15 protein-coding genes are annotated in these 20,463 nt (G+C 60.1%); 7 read left to right on the top strand and 8 right to left on the bottom strand.

Annotation, left to right across the window (positions count from 1 at the left end):
* Positions 1-52: 52 nt before the first annotated feature.
* The 6 genes from RMQ97_RS07795 to RMQ97_RS07770 all read right to left on the bottom strand — a co-directional run bounded on the left by RMQ97_RS07795 (position 53) and on the right by RMQ97_RS07770 (position 6,412).
* Positions 53-364, bottom strand: coding sequence for a hypothetical protein (locus RMQ97_RS07795; RefSeq protein WP_413660295.1), 312 nt, complete (start codon positions 362-364; stop codon positions 53-55).
* A gap of 85 nt (positions 365-449) precedes the next feature.
* The gene (locus tag RMQ97_RS07790) at positions 450-1,181 is read right to left on the bottom strand and encodes a hypothetical protein (RefSeq protein ID WP_413660294.1); all 732 of its coding nucleotides are present in this window, start codon (positions 1,179-1,181) and stop codon (positions 450-452) included.
* A gap of 120 nt (positions 1,182-1,301) precedes the next feature.
* Positions 1,302-2,060, bottom strand: coding sequence for an SDR family NAD(P)-dependent oxidoreductase (locus tag RMQ97_RS07785; protein WP_413660293.1), 759 nt, complete (start codon positions 2,058-2,060; stop codon positions 1,302-1,304).
* 8 nt (positions 2,061-2,068) lie between these two features.
* Positions 2,069-3,490, bottom strand: a complete 1,422-nt coding sequence (locus tag RMQ97_RS07780; protein ID WP_413660292.1) for a coniferyl aldehyde dehydrogenase — start codon at positions 3,488-3,490, stop codon at positions 2,069-2,071.
* Between the two features lie 26 nt (positions 3,491-3,516).
* Positions 3,517-5,121 carry a GMC family oxidoreductase gene (locus tag RMQ97_RS07775; RefSeq protein ID WP_413660291.1) on the bottom strand — a complete coding sequence of 535 codons (1,605 nt, stop codon included), beginning with the start codon at positions 5,119-5,121 and terminating at the stop codon, positions 3,517-3,519.
* Positions 5,111-6,412: a serine hydrolase domain-containing protein gene (locus RMQ97_RS07770; RefSeq protein WP_413660290.1), complete on the bottom strand. Its 1,302-nt coding sequence runs from the start codon at positions 6,410-6,412 to the stop codon at positions 5,111-5,113. The genes RMQ97_RS07775 and RMQ97_RS07770 overlap by 11 nt, the downstream gene beginning before the upstream one ends.
* Positions 6,413-6,670: 258 nt before the next feature.
* Here RMQ97_RS07770 and RMQ97_RS07765 point away from each other — a divergent pair, with 258 nt between their 5' ends.
* The 5 genes from RMQ97_RS07765 (at position 6,671) to RMQ97_RS07745 (ending at position 15,213) form a co-directional block, all read left to right on the top strand.
* Positions 6,671-9,430, top strand: a complete 2,760-nt coding sequence (locus tag RMQ97_RS07765) for a TonB-dependent receptor (protein WP_413660289.1) — start codon at positions 6,671-6,673, stop codon at positions 9,428-9,430.
* Positions 9,431-9,520: 90 nt separating this feature from the next.
* Complete coding sequence (locus RMQ97_RS07760; protein WP_413660288.1) at positions 9,521-9,940, top strand: hypothetical protein; 420 nt, start codon at positions 9,521-9,523, stop codon at positions 9,938-9,940.
* 3 nt (positions 9,941-9,943) lie between these two features.
* On the top strand, positions 9,944-10,891 hold the full coding sequence (locus RMQ97_RS07755) for a sterol desaturase family protein (RefSeq protein ID WP_413660287.1): 948 nt from the start codon (positions 9,944-9,946) through the stop codon (positions 10,889-10,891).
* 238 nt (positions 10,892-11,129) lie between these two features.
* On the top strand, positions 11,130-12,221 hold the full coding sequence (locus RMQ97_RS07750) for a ferritin-like domain-containing protein (protein WP_413660286.1): 1,092 nt from the start codon (positions 11,130-11,132) through the stop codon (positions 12,219-12,221).
* A 166-nt stretch (positions 12,222-12,387) separates the two neighbouring features.
* Positions 12,388-15,213, top strand: a complete 2,826-nt coding sequence (locus tag RMQ97_RS07745) for an ATP-binding protein (RefSeq protein WP_413660285.1) — start codon at positions 12,388-12,390, stop codon at positions 15,211-15,213.
* Here RMQ97_RS07745 and RMQ97_RS07740 read toward each other — a convergent pair.
* A complete protein-coding gene (locus RMQ97_RS07740; RefSeq protein ID WP_413660284.1) occupies positions 15,210-16,643 on the bottom strand; it encodes a helix-turn-helix domain-containing protein in 1,434 nt (477 codons plus the stop codon). The two genes, RMQ97_RS07745 and RMQ97_RS07740, sit on opposite strands and share 4 nt — an antisense overlap.
* Before the next feature lie 162 nt (positions 16,644-16,805).
* On the opposite strand from RMQ97_RS07740, the gene aceA reads away from it, so the two are divergent.
* Positions 16,806-18,098 carry an isocitrate lyase gene (aceA, locus tag RMQ97_RS07735; protein WP_413660283.1) on the top strand — a complete coding sequence of 431 codons (1,293 nt, stop codon included), beginning with the start codon at positions 16,806-16,808 and terminating at the stop codon, positions 18,096-18,098.
* Positions 18,099-18,182: 84 nt separating this feature from the next.
* Entirely contained in the window at positions 18,183-19,823 is a 1,641-nt protein-coding gene (gene aceB, locus RMQ97_RS07730) for a malate synthase A (protein ID WP_413660282.1), read from the top strand.
* 81 nt (positions 19,824-19,904) lie between these two features.
* On the opposite strand, the gene RMQ97_RS07725 is transcribed toward aceB, so the two are convergent.
* Positions 19,905-20,267: a hypothetical protein gene (locus RMQ97_RS07725; protein ID WP_413660281.1), complete on the bottom strand. Its 363-nt coding sequence runs from the start codon at positions 20,265-20,267 to the stop codon at positions 19,905-19,907.
* Positions 20,268-20,463 lie beyond the last annotated feature (196 nt).

Here is a 20,463-nt window from a genome sequence, read left to right as displayed (position 1 = left end):
CGGGCCTGCCGCCGGAAATCGGGCAGCGATATCGCGGACCCGAGACCCTTCCCTAGGCCGACCCTGAGGGGGTCTCAAGGCGTTTCGCACGGTGTTTCAGGCCTGTTTGAACTGCCAGTTCGCTGCCATCCACCAGAATGCGCACATGGACGTCCATGAGGCCGCTGCGCACCTTCACCTCAACGACTGGACCGTTCTGACTGTCGCCGAGGCGCGTGCGCAAAAGTGTTTCCTCCTGCAGCACGAAGGGGGCGTAACTCACATCGACCAGCCGGTTGTCGACATAGAGCTTGATGCCGGCAATCCAGGTGTTTTCGACCATCAGCTCATGCTGGGCGTAGTGGGCGTAATACATCCGACGCATCGGGACCTCCTCCTGTGAACGCGCGGGAAGACTGACGCGCCTTCATGGCGTTGATGTGGCAAGCGGCGCGATATCAAGATCGCGATTAGTTCGTTTCGCCGATCTGGTCGCGCACCGCCTCGAGTTGTTCCGGGGTCTCGATGACAGGCAGAGGGCCTTCGGGCAGCGGCTGGTCATCGGGGATCAGCACCAGGATGACCGGATTGGGGCGCAGATCGAGCATGGCGCCGGAGGCAACATCAATCAGGATCATCCCGCCACCGACCACAACCGCGGCACCCGTGGCCGCCGCTGCAGCGGATGAGGATGCGGCGGTTCCGCCGGCAGCTGTGGCCAGGCCTCCGACCAGTGCTTCGCCAACGGCAAGGGCCGCATAGGTTGTCATATAGGCGCCCGTTGCCCCGACAGCGCTGCCGGCCGCGCTGGAACCGCCTGACCCGAAGCCATGGGTGATCTCAATGCTGGCGGGGTGATATCCATCCAGCTCAACAGTGAGTGTGAAGTCTGACCGGCGGGGGACATTGATCTCGCAGGGTGTGGCCTCGCAACTGTGATAGGCAACGGGCACGTCAAAGGTGACGCCCGCGCGTTCTTGCTCACGGACATATTCCATCCGGCAGATTGCGTCACGGCAGCCACTTTGAGCGGTGATCTCGCGGATATGGTCCCGGCGTGTCTGGTTATTCAGCAGGTCCGTGGTCACACGTGCGCCCGGAGGTTCGGTTGCAACAACCAGGTCCGTATGAGTGCCGCGAATGGCTGTGGCACATCCCGACACACAGATTGCGGCCATCAAGGGCAAGAACAGGCGGTTCATGGACAACTCCCAGGACAGGTGTGAGCGCTCACAATTGGCGCGAACCCGGGGGTTTTACAACACACGAGATGTTGCTGCCCGAAACAATCCTACATAGCTGTTATGGCGCCGCGCATCAGGTCAGCGGACATAGCTGGCCCCGTTGATATCGATGCAGGAGCCCGTGGCGCTGCGACAGGCGCCGGAGGCCAGAAAGGCGCACATTGCGGCGATCTCGCCCGGCTGGGCCAGATCGCCGATCGGGATTTCCGCTCGGGCCCGTTCACGATCGGCTTCGGCCTGCGGGCCCATGCGTGTATCAATCCATCCAGGTGCAAGGGCATAGGCATAAATCCCGTCCGCCCCCCATTGCCGGGCAATGGTTTTGGTGAGTGACAGCACGGCGCCCTTGGAGGCGCCATAGGCCATGTGCTCGCGATCTTCGCCACGATATCCCGCCCTGCTGGCGATATTGATGATCGACCCGCCACCCGCAGCGACCATGCCTGGCAGGGCGGCCCGGCACAGATCGGCCACGGCCATCAGATTGACCTGCAGTGTTGTGGCCCAGAGGTTGTCCCACTCCGTATCACTGGCATCAAGCGGTGTGGCCCAGTGGATGCCGGCATTGTTGACCAGGATGTCAATGCGTCCGTGCGCCCGTTCCAGCGCAGCCTCATAGAGCCCGCGCCCCGCGCCCGGCGCGCTGAGATCGGCTTTCAGGGCACCCAGCGCATTGGACCCGATATCCCGGGCGGCCTGTTCCGCCTGGGCGAGAGTCTGATTGCCGTGCAGGATGACCTCCGCCCCCTGTTGCGCAAAAAGGTGTGCCGTGGCGAGGCCGACACCTTGCGAGGAACCGGTGATCAGGGCGCGCTTGCCCGCAAGGGGTCGGGACATGGGTATGCCTATTTCATCTGACGTTGGGAGATGCGCTCATACAGCTTGCCATAGGGCGGTGCCAGCAATTGCGAGGGATGCCATTTGCCGGTGCGGAACACCGAGCGTTCATGGGTGAAGGTCAGGAAACCCGCCTCGCCATGATAGGCGCCCTGGCCCGAGGCTCCGATGCCGCCAAACGGCAAATCCGGGACGGAAAGGTGGAGCAGGTTGATATTGACGCCCGCGCCGCCGGACAGGGTTTCGTCCAGCACATGATTGGCCAGGGCCTTGTCCAGGGCATAGACATAAAGGGCGAGCGGATGATCCCGCCCGGTGACCAGCGCCAGGGCATCGTCCAGGCTGTCATAGCCCAGAATGGGCAGGACCGGTCCGAAGATCTCCTCCTGCATCAGCGGATGATCGAGCGGCGGATTGATCACCAGCGTGGGTGCGATGCGTCGGCCCGCCCGGGCCGCATCGGCATCATGGTCAGGCTGGATGACACGCAGACCGGCATCGCGGGCCTGATCGATCATGGCCGTGAGACGGTCATAATGGCGGTCCGACACAATGGCGGTATAGGCGCTGTCCGTTGCGGCATCGGGAAACTGGGTCTGCACCACGTCGATCAGGGCCGCAGCCAGGGCGTCTTCCTGGCCGGCGGGAACAAGCGCGTAGTCCGGCGCGACACAGGTTTGGCCGGCATTGAAATGCTTGCCCCATCCGATGGATTTCGCCGCGCTGGCAATGGGATAATCCGGTGTGACAATCGCGGGGGATTTTCCGCCCAATTCGAGTGTCACCGGAACAAGATTGTCTGCCGCGGCCAGGGCCACCAAACGCCCCACCTGGGTCGAGCCGGTATAGAAGAGATGATCGAAGGTCAGCCCGGTGAAGGCCTGGCCCACCGTGGGGCCACCGGTGATGACGGCCACCTGATCGGTATCAAACACATCGCCCAGCAGGGATTTCATCAGCTCGGCCAGGGCGGGTGTGTATTCGGACGGTTTGATCATCGCTCGGCACCCGGCGGCCAGGGCGGCCACCAGAGGGGCCATGGCCAGTTGGAAGGGATAGTTCCAGGGTGAGACAATCCCGACCACGCCCTTGGGTTCGCGGCGGATCTCGGCCCGGCCGGGCATCAGGGTCAACGGCACGCCCACTTTTCGGGTTTTCGACCAGCGAGCGAGATGTTTTTTCGCGTGGGCGGCATCTTGGATCACGAAGGCAATCTCGGCGATCACGCTTTCTTCCTGGGCGCGATGGCCGAAATCATCGCTGATCGCCTGGGCGATCGCATCCGCATGGGACCGACATAATGTCGCGATTGCGTCGAGATCGGCCTTGCGACGGGCCAGCGGTCGATGCCGGTCCTGTTTGAAGGCCTGTTTCTGGCGTTCGAGAATATCTTTCATCCGCTCGATCTGACGGGCGTCCAGTTCACTCATGACGGGCCTCCTTGTCCGGCGCGGGGTCAGGCGTGGGCCTCGGCGATCATCGCCGCAGCCCGTGTTGCAATCATAATGGTCGGAGCGTTTGTATTGCCGCCGACCAGGCGCGGCATGACTGACGCATCGATGACACGCAGCCCCTCCACACCGCGAACGCGGCAGGCACTGTCGGTCACGGCCATATCGCCCGACCCCATCGCACAGGTGGATGTGGGGTGATACAGCGTCTCGGCCCGCTCGCGGACATCCTCGACAAGGTCGGCGCGCGATGTCTTGTCGGCTGTTGGATAACGTTCGGCCTTGCGATCATAATCGAAGGCGGGGGCGTTGAGGATGTCGCGCACTTTCGACAGGCCATCGGCCATGACGTCCAGATCATACGGGTCAGAACAATAATGCGGCTGGATGATCGGATGATCATTGGGATCGGTTGTGCGCAAGCGGATCTCGCCCCGGCTGCGCGGGTAGAGCTGGCAGACGTGTAAGGTCACACCATGACCCCAGGCCTTTTCCAGCCCGTGCGGATTGGAAATGGCAGGAATGAAGACCAGCTGCAGGTCCGGCAAATCCTCGGCATAGGCTGAACGAATGAAGGCACCGCCCTGGACCGGATTGACCGTAAAGGGACCATCACCGCGCAGGGCCCAGCGGGCGACCATATACAGATGGCTGGGAATGGAGCGCAGGGAATTGCCGATCGAGGTGGCGGACTGCGTCCATTGCTGGGCGGTCACGTCGAGATGGTCTTGCAGATTCTTGCCGACACCGGCCAGATCCTGTTCGACCGCGACACCGTCCTCACGCAATTCATTGGCCGGACCGATGCCGGACAGGAGCAGGGTCTGCGGCGAGTTGATGGCTCCGCCGGACAGGATGACCTCCTTGCGGGCGTCGATAACCTCGACCTGGCCATCGATCTCGACCTCCACACCGGTGGCGCGTCCGTTTTCCAGCACCACACGCCGTACCATCGCGCCGGTCTGCACATGGCAATTCTCGCGATCGAGGGCCGGGCGGAGGAAGGCGTCGGCCGCACTGCAGCGCTTGCCCTCTTTCTGGGTCACCTGATAGGGGCCGAACCCCTCCTGCTGTTCACCGTTGAAATCGGAGTTACGGCGATACTGGAGCTGGTCGCCCGCCTTGAAAAAGGCCTCGGTCAACGGGTTTAAGGGCTCGATATCGGAGACCCAGAGCGGACCGCCTTCGCCATGCAGATCCGAGGCGCCGCGGGTCTGGTGCTGGACCTCCTTGAAGGCGGGCAGGGCGGTGTCCCAGTTCCAGCCTTCGGCGCCATAGGCGCTTTCCCACTCATCATAGTTCTCCTTCGCACCGCGCATGTAATGCATGGCATTGATGGAGGAGGACCCGCCCAGGGTCTTGCCGCGCGGCCAGAGAAGCTTGCGGTTCTTGAGCTCGGCCTGGGGCTCGGTCCAATAGCCCCAATTGAACTGCTCCCCCGTCACGGCGAATTGCAGCAGCATGGGCGTGCGGATGATGGGGCTGTTGTCTGATCCGCCAGCTTCCAGCACCAGAACACTGTGATCGCGATTGCGCGTGAGACGTTCCGCGACGGTGCATCCCGCCGAACCCGCCCCGCAGACGATGAAGTCGTACGCCTTATTCGCCATTATCACTCTCCGTCCCAGTGTCGCTCTCGGTCACAGTCTCGCTCTCGGTGTTTTCGCGTGTGTCTGCGTCGGGGATGGGCGGCGTGTCGCCATAATGCGCGGCAAGGGCCCGCATCGCGGCAAAGCTTTCGGCCGTGCGACGGCCCCAGGCCTGGTCGGCGGCGTTTCGCGCGATCACGATATTGCGGCGTTCATCCACCCAGACATACTGGCCATAGACGCCCGCCATGAAATACTCGCCATCATGACCCTCGGGCACCCAGAAATGGAGACCGTAACCGCGTCCCTGATAAACACTGTCGGGCCCTGCTTCCTGGAAGTCCGCATTGGGCCGGGTCGCCTGGCGAACCCAGCCTTCGGGCAGATGGCGCTCGCCATCCCACACGCCATCTTGCAGGTAAAACTGCCCGAAACGGGCATAGTCCCGGGTTGTCGCGTTGAGACAGCAATAGCCGATCGCCTTGCCGCGCGGACCTGCGATGTTCTGGTTCCACTCGGCCGGCTCGACCATGCCCAGGGGTTGCCAGATCTTGCGTTCCACAATGGCCGCCAGGGTGTCATCATAGACCGCGCGCACCACTGCGGAGAGGACGTGGGTGTTGGCGGACACGTAGTGAAGGTCTTCACCGGGCGCGCGGTCGCGCTCGACGGCGGCGACCATGGTGTCGACATCCCGGCCAAAAATATGCGTGCCGAGAAACAGTTCGCGGATATCACTGTCGGGGTCGGCATAGTTTTCATTGAAGTCCACACCGGCCGACATCATCAGCAGATGGCGCAGGCTGGTATTGCCATAATCCGTCCCGGCAAACTGGGGCGCGAATTCGCCCGCCATCTGGTCGAGATTATCGATCAGACCGTCATGCATCGCCATGGCGATGAGGGTGGCCACATAACTCTTGCCCACCGACCAGGAGGTGTTGTGGGTGAGGGCATCGCTACCATGCACATAGGTCTCGTGAACAATCTCGCCGTTATGAAGGACCACAAGCCCGCTGGAATCTGATTCGAGCAACCAGTCTTCAACAGTCTTGGTCGTTCCGTCCCAGGCGTAAGAAACGGTCGCGTTAACCGTGTTTTCCGGCAAGTTCTGCGGGTTTTCGCCCGTGCGAATCGTTCTGTAGGGGAAGATGTCCCGCATGGACCGGAAGCTGGCCATCATCGCGTCAGGCTGTGTGGCCCGCTGGATTTCCGCCGGAGAATATTCCGACCACGGGCGATAGAACCAGCCTGCGCCGGCCAGCGCCAGGCTCACCAAAATAGCGACCAAGCCAATGATAATATTGCGCATTTTTCTCCCCAACCGGCTCTTTGGCCGCTTTTTTGAACAGTGTTTACCGCGCAGGTTATCTATTCAATGGAGCTGAGAAAAGAGGGCTGATTAAGAAGACGTGGATATTTATAAGTGAGGTATCCATGCATCAGACCTGTTGCGATTTTTGCGAAATTGACAAAAACGGGCTGACACGCGGTTTGCACAACGGTCATAATAGGCCACAAATCGCGGATTAGGTTGGTAGAAAAACCCGCGAAAATGAGGGGAGAAAATATGAAAATGTTCAAGAAAGGCGCCGTGCTTGCCACGACGGCCTTGGTGACTGGTCTCTTTACGACCAGCGCTTTTGCCCAGATCGAAACGATCACCGTCACCACCCAGAAGCGGGAACAAACCCTGCAGGAAACTCCGGTTTCTGTGGCGGTTGTGACCGATGCACAGATCGAACAATCTCAGATCCGCGATGCCGCAGACCTGATGACGCTCGTTCCGTCTCTGCGCGTGGCTGAGTTTGCCGCCTCCACGAACACCGAATTCTCGCTGCGCGGGATCGGTACATCGAGCTTCAACCCGGGCCTTGAGCCGTCCGTCGGCGTCTTCGTCGATGGCGTGTATCGCCCGCGTGCCGGTGCCGCGATCAATGACCTGCTCTCCATGGAGCGTGTCGAGGTAATCCGCGGTCCCCAATCCACCCTGTTCGGTCGGAACACGCCGGGTGGTGTGGTCAGCTTCGTGACTAAGGAACCGGAATTCGAATCCAGCTGGGATACCGAATTCACCATCGGCAATTACGGCACCCGCATTGCCAAGGGCACGTATACGGGTCCGCTGTCCGACACGGTCGCCTTCCGCATTGACGGCACGGTCAACCAGAATGACGGTTTCCTCGAAAACGTCTCTCCGAGCGCCCAGGTCACCGAGCTGAACAATCGTGATCGCTGGAATACGCGCGCCCAGCTGCTGTGGACGCCGGGTGATAACACGGTTGTCCGGGTGATCGCGGACTATGGCAATATCGATGAGAATTGCTGTGCGGCACCGTTCGGCTCCTATGACCCGGTCGACCTTGCGGCCCTGTCCGGATTGGGCGGTACGGCTCTGCCGGCGGATCCGTTCGACGAGCAGATCGCCATTGATGGCCTGGTCAACACGGATCTCACGACCAGCGGTATCTCGGCCCAGATCGATCATGATTTCGAGAACTTCACGCTGACCTCCATCACGGCCTTCCGCCAGTATGATGAAGATGCGATTTTCGACGCCGACTTCTCTGACCTGGATCTTGTGTCCACACGTGACATCGGCAATGCCTATGACAGCTTCACCCAGGAATTCCGCATCACCTCTGTGGGTGACAACCGGATCGACTGGATGGCCGGTGCGTTTTTCTACAAAAACGAGCTGGAATACTCCAACACCACGCCGTATGGCGCGGATGCGCGGGCCTTCTTCGATGCGGCCTCCGCAGCGGATCCGGCCGCACAGACGCTGATCGACGCTTTCTTCGGCCCGAATTCCGGCCAGGGCGGTGTGGATCTGCTGGAGCTCTTCCTCAACCTGAACAATGCCGCGGGCGTGGGCGGTTTTGCACCGCTGCCGTCGGGCAATGCAGCTCTGCCGACAACCCCGGCCGAAGGCTTCATCGCAACGACACACGGTCTGGTGGGCGAGCAGTATCAGTATGACACCGAGTCCTGGTCGGCCTTCGCCCAGTTCGACTTCCATGTGAATGACCAGTTCACCATCACGGTGGGTGGTCGTTACTCGGAAGAAGACAAAGAGATGACGGCGAACATCAACCAGCCTGATCCGATCTCGACCTTCTCCTTCCGTGACCTGGCTCGTGACCTGCGTCTCGTCGACCCGGCCCTGCTGGGTATTCCGGGGGCGGCGTCCACCGGCTCGTGTGATCCGGCTGCGTTTGCGCTCGTGGGTGGCGATGCCTGTGGTTATCTCGTTCCGATCCTGCTGCTGCAACAGGGTCTGACCCTGTATCCGGACGGTACGCCGATCAATCCGGCCAATCCGCTTCCTGCGGCCCTGGCAGGTACGGCCTTCAACCCGCTGCTGGGCTTTGAAGCCTTCCAGAACTTCCCGCCGGTCAGCTCCGCGAGCTTCCCGACGGAGCGTAGCGACAGCAATTTCTCCGGCAGCATCATCTTCTCGTATGATGTTTCGGACACGCTGAACCTCTATGCCAGCTACTCCACGGGCTACAAGCCGGGTGGTTTCAACGTTTCCACCAACGCCGCCTTCACCGGCTTCTTCGAGTTTGAAGAAGAAACCGCCGAGGCTTTCGAAGTGGGTGCCAAGGGTGCGCTGTTCGACAACACGTTTGTCTACGCGATCACCTACTTCAATCAGGAAATCACCGACTTCCAGTCGAACAATTTCGTGGGCAATGGTTTTGCGCTCGAAAATGCCGGATCGATCGAAGTCAGCGGTATCGAGTTCGAAGGCTCCTGGGCCCCGACCGATGAGCTGTTCTTCACCGGTGGTTTCACCTACCTGATCGACAACAAGTACGGCGAATACGAGTTCGCGCCGTGCCCGGATGTCGGTGTGGATGGCACGCCGGTCTATGACCCGACGGATCCGTTCTTCGCCAGCTGTCTGCCGGGCAATGAGCGGACGAACAATGCCGGTATCTTCGGATCGTTCAACAACTTCAACGGTGTGGACCGGGGTAACTCGGAATTTGTCGCCTCTTTGACCGGTACGTATATGCGTCCGATCGGCGATGGTCTGGAAGGCTATCTGCGCGGCGAATACAACTACACTTCCGAGTTTGCGCACACCACGACGCAAGACCCGCGTGACATCGCCAACCAGGAAGGTTTCTCGCTGTTCAACGCGTCTGTCGGACTGGGTTCGGAAACCGGCAGCTGGGAAGTCCAGCTGTGGGGCCGGAACCTCTTCGAAGAAGAGTACACCAAGGGCGGTTTCCCGTCCGTCGGTTACCTGGGCACGTCCTACAACGTTTACCCGGGTGATCCGCGCACCTACGGCCTGACCCTGCGCCTGCGCGGCTAGGTCACGTCCTTTAGGACTAGATTTGAGGGGCGAAGGCTGGTTAGCCTTCGCCCTTCTTGTTTGTCTCGAAGCGCAATCAGGGAGCGCAACATGGTGTTTCTGCTGATCCTCGCCGGCTCGGTCGCGGGCATAGCGGCGATGGTTGTGGCCAATATCTACCTCAAACCCTTCCGGCCCGCGGAGATCGTCTCTCTGGACGATGCGGCGCACCGGCTGGATATTGACGCGGTCGGTTTTCAGCCCGGCGAGGGCATTCTCGCGGTTGATGGGCGCTCGGCCCTGGTGGAGGAGCGCAATGGCGAACGCCTGGGGCTTCTGGTCGCGCGTGGCAGTGATGTGGTGATCCGCTATCTTGTGCCCGGCATGGTGCGTTCAGCACGTCTGGACGGGCAGGGTGGTGTGCGCCTCAGCCTGAAAGACTTTACCTTTGCCCCTGTCGATATTCCGATGGGACAGACGCGCCTGGCACGGCAGTGGGCCGATCGCCTCAACGACTTGCAGGAGGGCTGAGTGATGGACGTACCTGTGTGGCTGGAAAGCTTCAAACCCATTTACTGGGCCATTCCCGTGTTCACCATCCTCATCTTTGCTGAGATGATTTATGGCAAGATCTCGGGCCGGGCCCGGTTCGAACCCCATGACAGCGCCGCCAGCCTGGTGATGGGGCTGGGCAATACGGTTGCCAGCGTGGTGTTCGGCGGATTGACCACGGCCTGGTTCTTTGTGGTCTATGAATTCCACGTCTTTGATATCGGCTTTGCCTGGTGGGTCTGGCCGGTGGCGCTCGTGTTGGATGATTTTGTGTATTACTGGTCGCACCGCTTTGCCCATACCGTACGATGGTTCTGGGCGGATCACGTGGTGCACCACTCCTCCCAGCACTACAATCTGACCACTGCCCTGCGTCAGCCCTGGTTCTCGGTCCTGACCCTGAAATGGATGTGGCTGGGCTCGATCCTGATTCTCATCGGTTTCCACCCCCTGGTGATTGCCACGGTGGGGGCACTCAATCTGATCTATCAGTTCTGGATCCATACCGAAGCGGTGGGTAAATGTCCGTCTTGGTTCGAGGCTGTCATGAATACGCCGTCGCACCACCGGGTCCATCATGCGACCAATCCGATCTATCTGGACCGCAATTATGCGGGGATTTTCATCGTATGGGACAAGATGTTTGGCACGTTCCAGCCTGAGCTGGAGCATGAGGCCTGCCGGTATGGCGTGGTTAAAAACCTCGGCACGTATAATCCGCTGGTGATCAGCGTGCATGAATGGCTCGGCATCATCCAGGACATCAACCGCGCACCGACGCTGAAGGCCAAACTCCTCTATCTTCTGGCGCCGCCGGGCTGGTCCCATGACGGATCGCGCGATACCTCCCGACAGATCCTCAGCCGCTGGCAGCAAAAACAGGCGGTCAAGGATCCCCAGACCGATCCCGGTCAAAGCCCGGCCGAATAGGCCGGGTTTTCGGGCCGCGACAAAAGGCGAGTCGCTTTCACTTTTTTCGAATGATCGGCGTCTTAAGGCTTGCCAGCGTCATTGAATTGACGCACGGTAACGAAGTGAACGCTGTTTACAGAGCCGATCGCGGTCGGACCCAGCCGGACCATACCGGTGTCCCCGCACTATAGAGCTCTGGCTCAAAAGAGCCCGGCGTCGAGGAAAGATAGGCTGCACCTGGGGAGGTCATAGCGCTATGGGTACGCTCCGCGAGCTTTATCCGCTGCCGGATATCGACAAGACTTGGTCGGTTCCACAGGAATTCGATGCTACCTTTGACTGGGAGTATGATGAGGGTCGAACGACGCTCATGCATCTCTATCAAAAGGGCAAAGACATGCAGTGGGATGCGGTCAATCGCATCGACTGGGACTTAGAACTCGATTTTGAAAACCCGATGGAAATGCCGGACGAGGCCAATGCGCTGTTCGGTTCGCCCATGTGGGAGAAAATGACCAAGGACGAGAAGCGCGAGGCGCGCCGTCATGGTCAGGCCTGGAATATTTCCCAGTTCATGCAGGGAGAACAGGCGGCCCTGATCTGCGCGGCCAAGATTGTCCAGCAGGTGCCTGATCTGGATGCCAAGTTTTATGCCTCGACCCAAGTGATGGATGAGGCGCGGCATGTGGAGGCTTACAACAAGCTGCTCACCAAATTTGGTGTCGCCTATCCCATGACCCATCCGCTCAAGACGCTTGTGGATCAGGCCTTGCAGGACAGTCGCTGGGATATGACCTATCTGGCCATGCAGGTGGTGATTGAAGGTCTGGCCCTGGCCGCGTTTGGCACTATTCGCGATATCGCCCAGAACCCGTTGGCCAAAATGGTGAACGCCTATGTGATGGAGGACGAGGCTCGCCATGTGGCCTTCGGTCGGCTGTCACTGCGTGATTATTACCCGCACCTGACATCCAAGGAGCGCGATGAACGCGAGGAATTCCTGGTCGAGGCCTGTTACCACATGCGTGACCGCTTCACGGCCAAGGAAAGCTTCGAGGTTCTGGGACTGCCGGTGGATCAGTGTGTGGAATGGGTCGACCAGTCCGACATGATGAAGCTCTACCGGACGCTGCTCTTTCAGCGCATCGTGCCTGTGGTCAAGGATATCGGGTTGTGGGGTGATCGCATCCAGGCGGCCTATCAGGATATGGGTGTCATTCACTACGCGGACCAGGATCTCGACGAGCTGGCGCGGCAGGATGAGGAAATCGCCAAGCGCATGGACGAGGCGGGCACAATGGATGTGCGCACGGCCTATGTGCACGCTGTGGCCGGTCAGGCCGAGTAGTTTCCTTCCGCAATCTGCCCACAGGTTGCAGCACGGCATGCGGCCCCGGTCTCCGGGGCCGTATTTTTTTGAAATATGACTGAAAATAAGAATGTGTCAGGTATTTTATGGTTTTTATGAGCTACTTTATTTGGAGCGATTCCATAGGTGATCCGGGGAGGGCCTCATGCGAATACCGCGTCTGGAAGTCTTGTTGGCCGGTGTGCTCAGTGCGGGCATCTTCCTGGTTGCGGCGCTGTATACATGGGCTCATCTCAACACGGAAAACCGCCGAACGATCGATTATCTGGCCGGCGCAGCGGAAGGCGAGCTCAGGCAGAGGCTGAATTTTCTCACCAGCAGTCTGGACCGGCTGGCGCATCGCTGGAGCCGCGAGGGCGGTCTGTCGGACGCGGAATGGCAGGCTGAAACAGCGTTTATTCTGGAGGAGTTTCCGGAAATCCTGGCGATTGAATGGGCCAATTCCGACTATCGCGTCGAGCGTGTGACACCGCTTGAGGGCAATGAGGCCGCAGTCGGTCTGGACCTGACCTTTGAACCGCAAAGGGCGTTGGCCCTGAGATCGACGGTCGCGACGCGGCAATCTTATATCACCCCGGTTGTTGATCTTGTTCAGGGAGGGTCGGGGTTTTTGGCCTTCTTTCCGGTTCTGGACACAGATGGAGAGCCGGGTGGTCTGGTTCTGGGCGTTGTGGACCTGCAATCCATGGTCAATCTTGCGCTGGATGATCGCCGTCTCGACGCCTACAGCCTGAACGTGATCCAGAATGGCGAGGTTCTGATCGGTACGGGCGATGTTCAGAACCGGGATGTTCAGGGCGTGGGCCAGCTCGATTTTAGAGGTCAGTCGTGGACCCTTGTTCTCTATCCCGAGGAGGCCGACGCCATGGGGCTGGCGCGGCGTGTGGCCCTTCTGGTCCTGTTGACGGGTTTGGCCATCACGGGCGCCCTGATGGCCGTGCTCAATGCCCAGGCCGAGGAGCGATATCGCCGCAAGCTGGCCGATCATGACCGTTTACAGGAGATGGAACGGGCCGAGGAAGGCCATCGTTTCCGGGAATTGATGTTCAGTCATCTGCCCGACATCCTGTTTGTGAAGGATCAGGATTTCACCATCGTCCAGGCCAATGAGCATTTTCTCGAGCTCTATCCAGAGGACGTTCGAGACAACGTCGTGGGCACAACGACGCTGGAGCAATATGATGAGGAGGAGCGCGACGCGTTTCTGGCGGAAGACAAGCGGGCCTTGCGCGAAGGATGGTCTGAAGTGGAGGAGCAGATCCAGTTTCCTGATGGCCGTCAGCGCACACTCCTCACTCGCAAGATCCGGTTCGAGAATGCGGCGGGCGAGCCTTTTATTCTGGGGATCGCACGCGATATCTCGAGTGTGAAAGACACCGAGCGTCGCCTGGATGACCAGGCCAGGCGGCTGCGGCTGAGTGAGGAGAGGTTCGCCCTCGCGATTGACGGGTCCAATGACGGTTTCTGGGACTGGAACATGCGGACCGGTGAGGTCTGGCATTCTCCGCGACTGGGCGCGATCCTCGGTTACCGACCCGACGAGCTGGAACACACGGTCAATTTTATGAAGGACCGGCTGCATCCGGATGACCAGGAGAAGGTTGAGCGCGAGCTTGACCGGCATTTTCGTGGCAAGGGAGCGTATGAGACCCAGTTCCGGCTGCGTCGCAAGAATGGTGCGTATGGCTGGTTCCGGGGCGCAGGCCGGGCGACCTTTGCGGATGGCAAACCGATCCGCATGGCGGGGTCAATCAGTGATATCTCCGGTCTCGTAGAGGCGCGCCAGCATGCTGAAGCCTCGGACCGCGCCAAGTCGGAATTCCTGGCCAATATGAGCCATGAGATCCGAACACCGATGAACGGCATTTTAGGCATGGCGCGTGTGCTCGCCGAGCGTGACCTGCCAAAGGATGTCGAGGATCAGGTCGGACTGATCGTGCGGTCCGGCCGGGCCCTGCAGCAGGTGCTCAATGATATACTCGATTTGTCGAAGATCGAGGCGGATCATATCGAACTGTCTGTTCGTGCGTTTGATTTCAATCAGTTGCTCGAAGAGATCGCGGCGCTTCATCAGCCGGCAGCCGAGGAGAAACACCTCGACTTCGACGTGGAAAACGCGCTGTCGGCCAAGGCCTCCTGGCGGATGGGAGATCCGGAGCGGCTGAGCCAGATCATCAATAACCTGCTCTCCAATGCGTTCAAATTCACCCATGCGGGGGCTGTGAAACTCTGCCTGAAACGCAGCCCTCGCAAGGGCTGTCTGCGCCTGTCCGTAAAGGATAGCGGGATTGGCATGTCTGAGGCGCAGGTCGAGCGTGTGTTCGAGAAATTCGTGCAGGCCGACAACTCTGTGACCCGATATTACGGCGGGACCGGGCTGGGGCTGTCGATTGTTCGCGGTCTCATCGAGGTCATGGACGGAGAGGTCAAGGTTGTCAGCAAGCTGGGCGAGGGGACGACCTTCCATCTCGATCTGCCGCTATTGATGGCGGACGAGGAAGCCGTCACCCGTCAGGAAGCCGAAGCGCGTGCGGGCGTCATGCCCAATACCGGTCTCAAAATCCTGGCGGCCGAGGATAATCTGACCAATCGTATTGTCCTCAAGGCCTTTCTTGATCAGCTTGAGGCAACGGTCGTGGAAGTGGAAAACGGCAAGGAGGCCGTCGAGGCGGTCCAGCGCGAAGCCTTTGATCTGGTCCTTATGGATATCCACATGCCGGTCATGGGCGGCGAAGAAGCGCTGACCCGGATCCGGCTGTGGGAGGTTGAGGAAAAGCGCGACCCCTTGCCGATCATCGCCCTGACCGCCGACGTGATGACCCACCAGGTGACACGGCGTTTGGAGCAGGGTTTTGATGCTCACCTGTCCAAACCCATTGATCCGGAACAATTGGGGCGCACCATCGGGCGTCTGGCCGCGCGGGACCGTCGTCCTGACGGGGCTGAGGCGCGCAAGCGCAAACGCGCCTAGTTGTCGCCAAAGCCGTAGGGTGAGGCGCCTAGAAGATGCGGGTCCATTTCCAGCTTGCGATTGAGGGGCGGGAAGGCGCGCTGCGCACAATCATCGCGATCGCATAACCGGCAGGTGATGCCGACAGGGCTCGGATCCGCACCGGTCAGGGTGTCGGCGTGCACAATCCGTCCGGCATGGCTCCACTCACAGCCCAGAACAATGGCGTGCACCACGGGCGGTTGGCCGGTCGGGGCCTCGCTGATCTGGCCGCGCGCAATGGACAGGAATTTCATCCCGTCAGGCAATTCATGGGCATCCACCCGATAGCGTTCGGGTGTGGAGATGGCGTCGTACAGATTCCAGCGGGCACAGCCACCGCCTGACCGGGCAAACGAGATGATTCCGCCGCCAAAGCGTTTCGAGACATTGCCGGCGGCATCCACCCGAATCATAAAGAAGGGCAGGCCCCGTGCTCCATTCCGGTTCAGCGTCGTCAGGCGATGGCAGATCTGTTCGAAACTCACCTCAAACCGACGCTGTAAACGATCGAGATCATACCGTGTGGTCTCTGCGGCCTGGAGCAGATCGTCATAGGGCATCAACAAGGCGCCGGCGAAATAATTGGACAGGCCGATGCGATAGAGTTTGCGTGCTTCGGGCGAGGGCAGGTCAGCCGCTTCAGCGAGCTCTTCAAGCAGCGCGCCCTGTTCCAGGGTGGCCAGTGTCACCGCCATGTGGAAGGCGCGCGAGACATGGGGCACGGCTTCAGACAGCAGAAGGCGGCGACCGTGAAAATCGAGTCGGCGGCGGGCACCGGCCATGATCTCCTCGTCCAGAATGCGCACAGCGAAGCCTTGGGTTTCCTGGAGATAGGCGGCCAGCAGGCCATCCCGGTTGCGGTTTTTCAGCCCGATGCGCGCCCGCAAGGTGTCGGCGGCCTCTTCCAGTTCCGGAAAATGATTCTGCCGGGCATCCAGCGCATCCCGGACGCTTTCCAGTATGGCACCGGGTCCGCCCAGCGCGGCAGCCGGACCGGACATGCGTGTGGCCAGATCTGCTGTTGCAGCAGTGGTTTCACGATAGCTCTGATAGAGTTTGGCGAAGGCTTCGGCGATCCGCGGATGGGCATCGGCCAGCTCGTTCAACTCCATCCGGTCCAGCTCCATGGTGCTGAGCAGCGGATCGGCGGCAGCTTCCTGCAGGTCCGCCTGAAGCTGGCGGTCACTTTCATTGGCGAACGTGCGCACATCCACATCAAACGTATCGGCCAGCGAGAGCAGAACCCGCGCGGTGACCGGGCGCTGATTGCGTTCAAGCAGGTTGAGATAGCTCGCCGACAGCCCCAGGGCAGCCGCTGCATCGGCCTGGGTGAGGCCGCGTTCGCGTCGCAGGCGTCGCAGTCGGGCACCGGCAAAGATCTTTTCAAGAGGGCGGGCATCCTGGGGCATGACAGAGCGGCTTTGTATGGATGATTTACAGAAAAACAAATTTACACTGTAAATCAAATACACCGTGTCCGCTTTATATACAAGGGGCTGTCGACCTTAACCATGCTCTTTGACAAGCTGTATCCAACAATTCGTCACACAAGAATACACAGTGAGGTCATCATGACGACGTTTGCAGATCTGGTCCCGAATGCCCCGGAAGGCCGTTTTGACGGTATCGAGCGCCCCTACACGCCGGAAGAGGTTCTGGCCCTGCGCGGTTCTGTTCTCATCCAGCAAACCCTGGCCGAGCGCGGTGCCAACAAGCTGTGGCATTTGCTCAAGACCGAGCCGTTCATCAATGCCCTGGGCGCGCTGTCGGGCAATCAGGCCATGCAAATGGTTCGCGCCGGTCTGAAAGCCATCTATCTGTCCGGTTGGCAGGTCGCGGCGGACGCCAACACGGCGGGTGCCATGTATCCGGACCAGTCGCTCTACCCGGCCAATTCTGCCCCCGAGCTGGCGCGCAAGATCAATCGCACCCTGCAGCGCGCCGACCAGGTCGAAGTGTCTGAAAACGGAGAAGCCGCGCGCGACTGGTTCGCTCCGATTGTGGCCGATGCCGAAGCCGGTTTTGGCGGCACGCTCAACTGTTTCGAGATCATGAAGGCCTTTATCGAAGCCGGCGCTGCAGGCGTTCACTTCGAGGACCAGGTCGCGGCCGAGAAGAAATGTGGTCACCTGGGCGGCAAGGTCCTCATCTCCACAGCACAGCATGAGCGAAATCTCGCCGCCGCCCGCCTGGCCGCTGATGTCATGGGTGTGTCGACCATCACTGTGGCGCGTACGGATGCGGAATCGGCCACGCTGATCAATTCCGACATTGATGAGCGTGATCATGAATTCATTGATTTCGACGCCGGTCGCACACCGGAAGGTTTCTTCCGTCTTAAACAGGGCATGGGTGTTGAACACTGCATCAAGCGCGGTCTCGCCTATGCCAAGGTCGCCGACCTGTTGTGGTGGGAAACGTCCAAGCCGAATCTGGAAGAGGCCAAGCGTTTTGCTGAAGCCATCCAGAAGGAATTCCCGGGCAAGATGATGGCCTATAACTGCTCCCCGTCCTTCAACTGGGAAGCCAATCTCGACAAGGCCACGATCGAGACCTATCAGCGCGAGCTGGGGGCCATGGGCTACAAGTTCCAGTTTGTCACCCTGGCCGGCTTCCACAGCCTGAACCACGGCATGTTCGAACTGGCCCGCGGTTACAAGGATCGCGGCATGGGCGCCTATTCCGAGCTGCAACAGGCCGAGTTCGGCTCCGAGGTCAATGGCTACACCGCCACGCGCCACCAGCGCGAAGTGGGTACCGGCTATTTCGACAAGGTCTCCCTGGCCATTTCCGGCGGTAATGCATCCACCACCGCCATGGGTGAATCCACCGAGACCGCCCAGTTCACCACGGCTGCTGAATAAGCAGTCGTGACCGAGGCCCGGGGCGGGCAGGTCCGTCAGACTGCCTGTCCGTCCCGGCTTTGATCCCGAAAGGAGGCAAATGCCATGACACATGTATCGCCGAGCGGCGTTGATATTCTGGGCCCGCTGGAGCCCGGCTATCGGGACATTCTCTCTCACGACGCCCTGAGCTTTCTTGCCGAACTGCACCGTCGGTTCGAGCGCCGTCGCCAGTCCCTGCTGCGTCGCCGCAAGGAGCGCCAGGCTGAACTCGACCAGGGTGCGGTTTTGTGTTTCCCGCACGAAACCGCCGACATCCGGGCTGCGGACTGGAAGGTCCGTCCGGCCCCCCATGACCTGCAAGACCGCCGCGTGGAAATCACCGGCCCGGTCGACCGCAAAATGGTCGTCAACGCCCTGAATTCCGGCGCGCGCTGTTTCATGGCCGATTTCGAGGACGCGTCCACGCCGATCTGGGAAAACATGGTTTCTGGCCAAATCAATCTACGCGATGCCATTCGTCGCGAGATCGATTTCGAAGATCCCAAATCCGGCAAGCGCTACAGCGTTAACTCCAATGCGGCGACCCTGATTGTACGTCCGCGCGGCTGGCATCTCGACGAGCGTCATGTCCGTGTCGGGGGTGTGCCGGTGTCCGGATCCCTCTTCGATTTCGGCCTCTATCTCTTCCACAATCACGACGCGCTCAAGGAGCGCGGCACCGGTCCGTATTTCTATCTGCCCAAATTGGAAAACCGCCACGAAGCTCGGTTGTGGAATCTGGTCTTCCGCCATGCCGAAGACCTGCTGGGACTGGAGCTGGGCACGATCCGTGCCACCGTGTTGATTGAGACCCTGCCGGCGACGTTTGAGCTCGACGAGATCCTGTACGAGCTGAAGGATCACATTGTCGCGCTGAACTGCGGTCGTTGGGACTATATCTTCAGCTATATCAAGCGGCTGCGTGCGCATCCCGGTCACATCCTTCCCGACCGTTCCGCGGTGACCATGACGGTGCCTTTCATGCGGGCCTATTCAAAACGCGTGATTTCGGTCTGCCATCGTCGGGGCGCCCACGCCATGGGGGGCATGTCCGCCTTCATTCCGGTCAAGGGCGATGCCGAGGCCAATGAGGCAGCCCGCGCCAAAGTGCGTGAGGACAAGCTGCGCGAAGTGACCGACGGTCATGACGGGACCTGGGTGGCTCATCCCGATCTGGTTCCGATCGCCATGGATGTCTTCGACACGCATATGAAAGGGGCCAATCAGATTGATGAAGAGGTCGTCAGCACGGTCTCGGCCCGTCAGCTGTTGGAAGCACCTGAAGGCGCGATCACCGATGCGGGCGTGGATGGCAATATCGATGTGGCAATTCGCTATATCGCCGCCTGGATTGGTGGGCGCGGTGCTGTGCCGATCCATGGTCTCATGGAAGATGCGGCCACCGCCGAGATCGCCCGGGCCCAGTTGTGGCAGTGGCGGACCTATGGCGCCCAGACCGAGAGTGGCACAGCCCTGACGGCTGACTATCTCGAGGGCCGTATTGCCGAGATCGCGCAGAGCATCAAGGCAGAGGCCGACGGCAATGACGCGCTGAAACTGCGCATCGAGACCGCCACCGGCCTGTTGCGGGACCTCGTGATGTCGGAGGATTTCGAGGAATTCCTGACCCAGCCGGCCTATGACGTGCTGACAGGGTCTCTCAAGACGCCCATGCGTCTGACCGAGTTCGAAGACGAGCTTTAATGATCTCGATCATCACTCCTTGAGCGATCAGGTGTGATGCCTCCGGGACACTCAGGCTGGCTGCCGGTCCTTCTCGCAGGGTCAGGCGGTCAGCCATTTTTCTGCGGTGTCGCGATCCGTGAACGTGCGCACACCACCGCCTTTCAGGAAATTCTTGGTATCGGTGAGCATGGACTGGTCGCGCTGGCTGATGGCATTGAACACCATGGCGACCTGCAGGCCCGATCCCAGTCGATCAAACCAGTCGTCCAGCCGGCCCATGAATTCCGCGTGCGTAATACTCAGCGCACCTTCGGACCAGTCGACAAGTACGGGCCGGTTGGAGCCGGACAGGTGTGCCGCCAGCTCATCCAGCGCCTGATCGATATCGGTCAGAAGTATCGTGTCCGAATAGACAATGCGGAGATACATGGCATCTCCGTCAGCCTCGATATGTACGCTCATGGTGATGTGCACGCCCCAAACAATTGACAGCGAGAGTCATACCGGACGGCGTCATAAAATGAATAGAAATATTCCGTCTAAGTGTCTTAATCTGCACGCAGTTTCCCAAGAGTACCACAAAAGGACCACGCCCAGTTGCGGCCGAGCGGGCTTGCCCGAAATAGGGGCGTTTGTGTGCTTCCGCTTTCTCGCGTGA

It is taken from the genome of Maricaulis sp. D1M11, assembly GCF_047308265.1.
Lineage (GTDB): Bacteria > Pseudomonadota > Alphaproteobacteria > Caulobacterales > Maricaulaceae > Maricaulis.
This window is presented reverse-complemented; position numbering and strand designations above follow the sequence as displayed.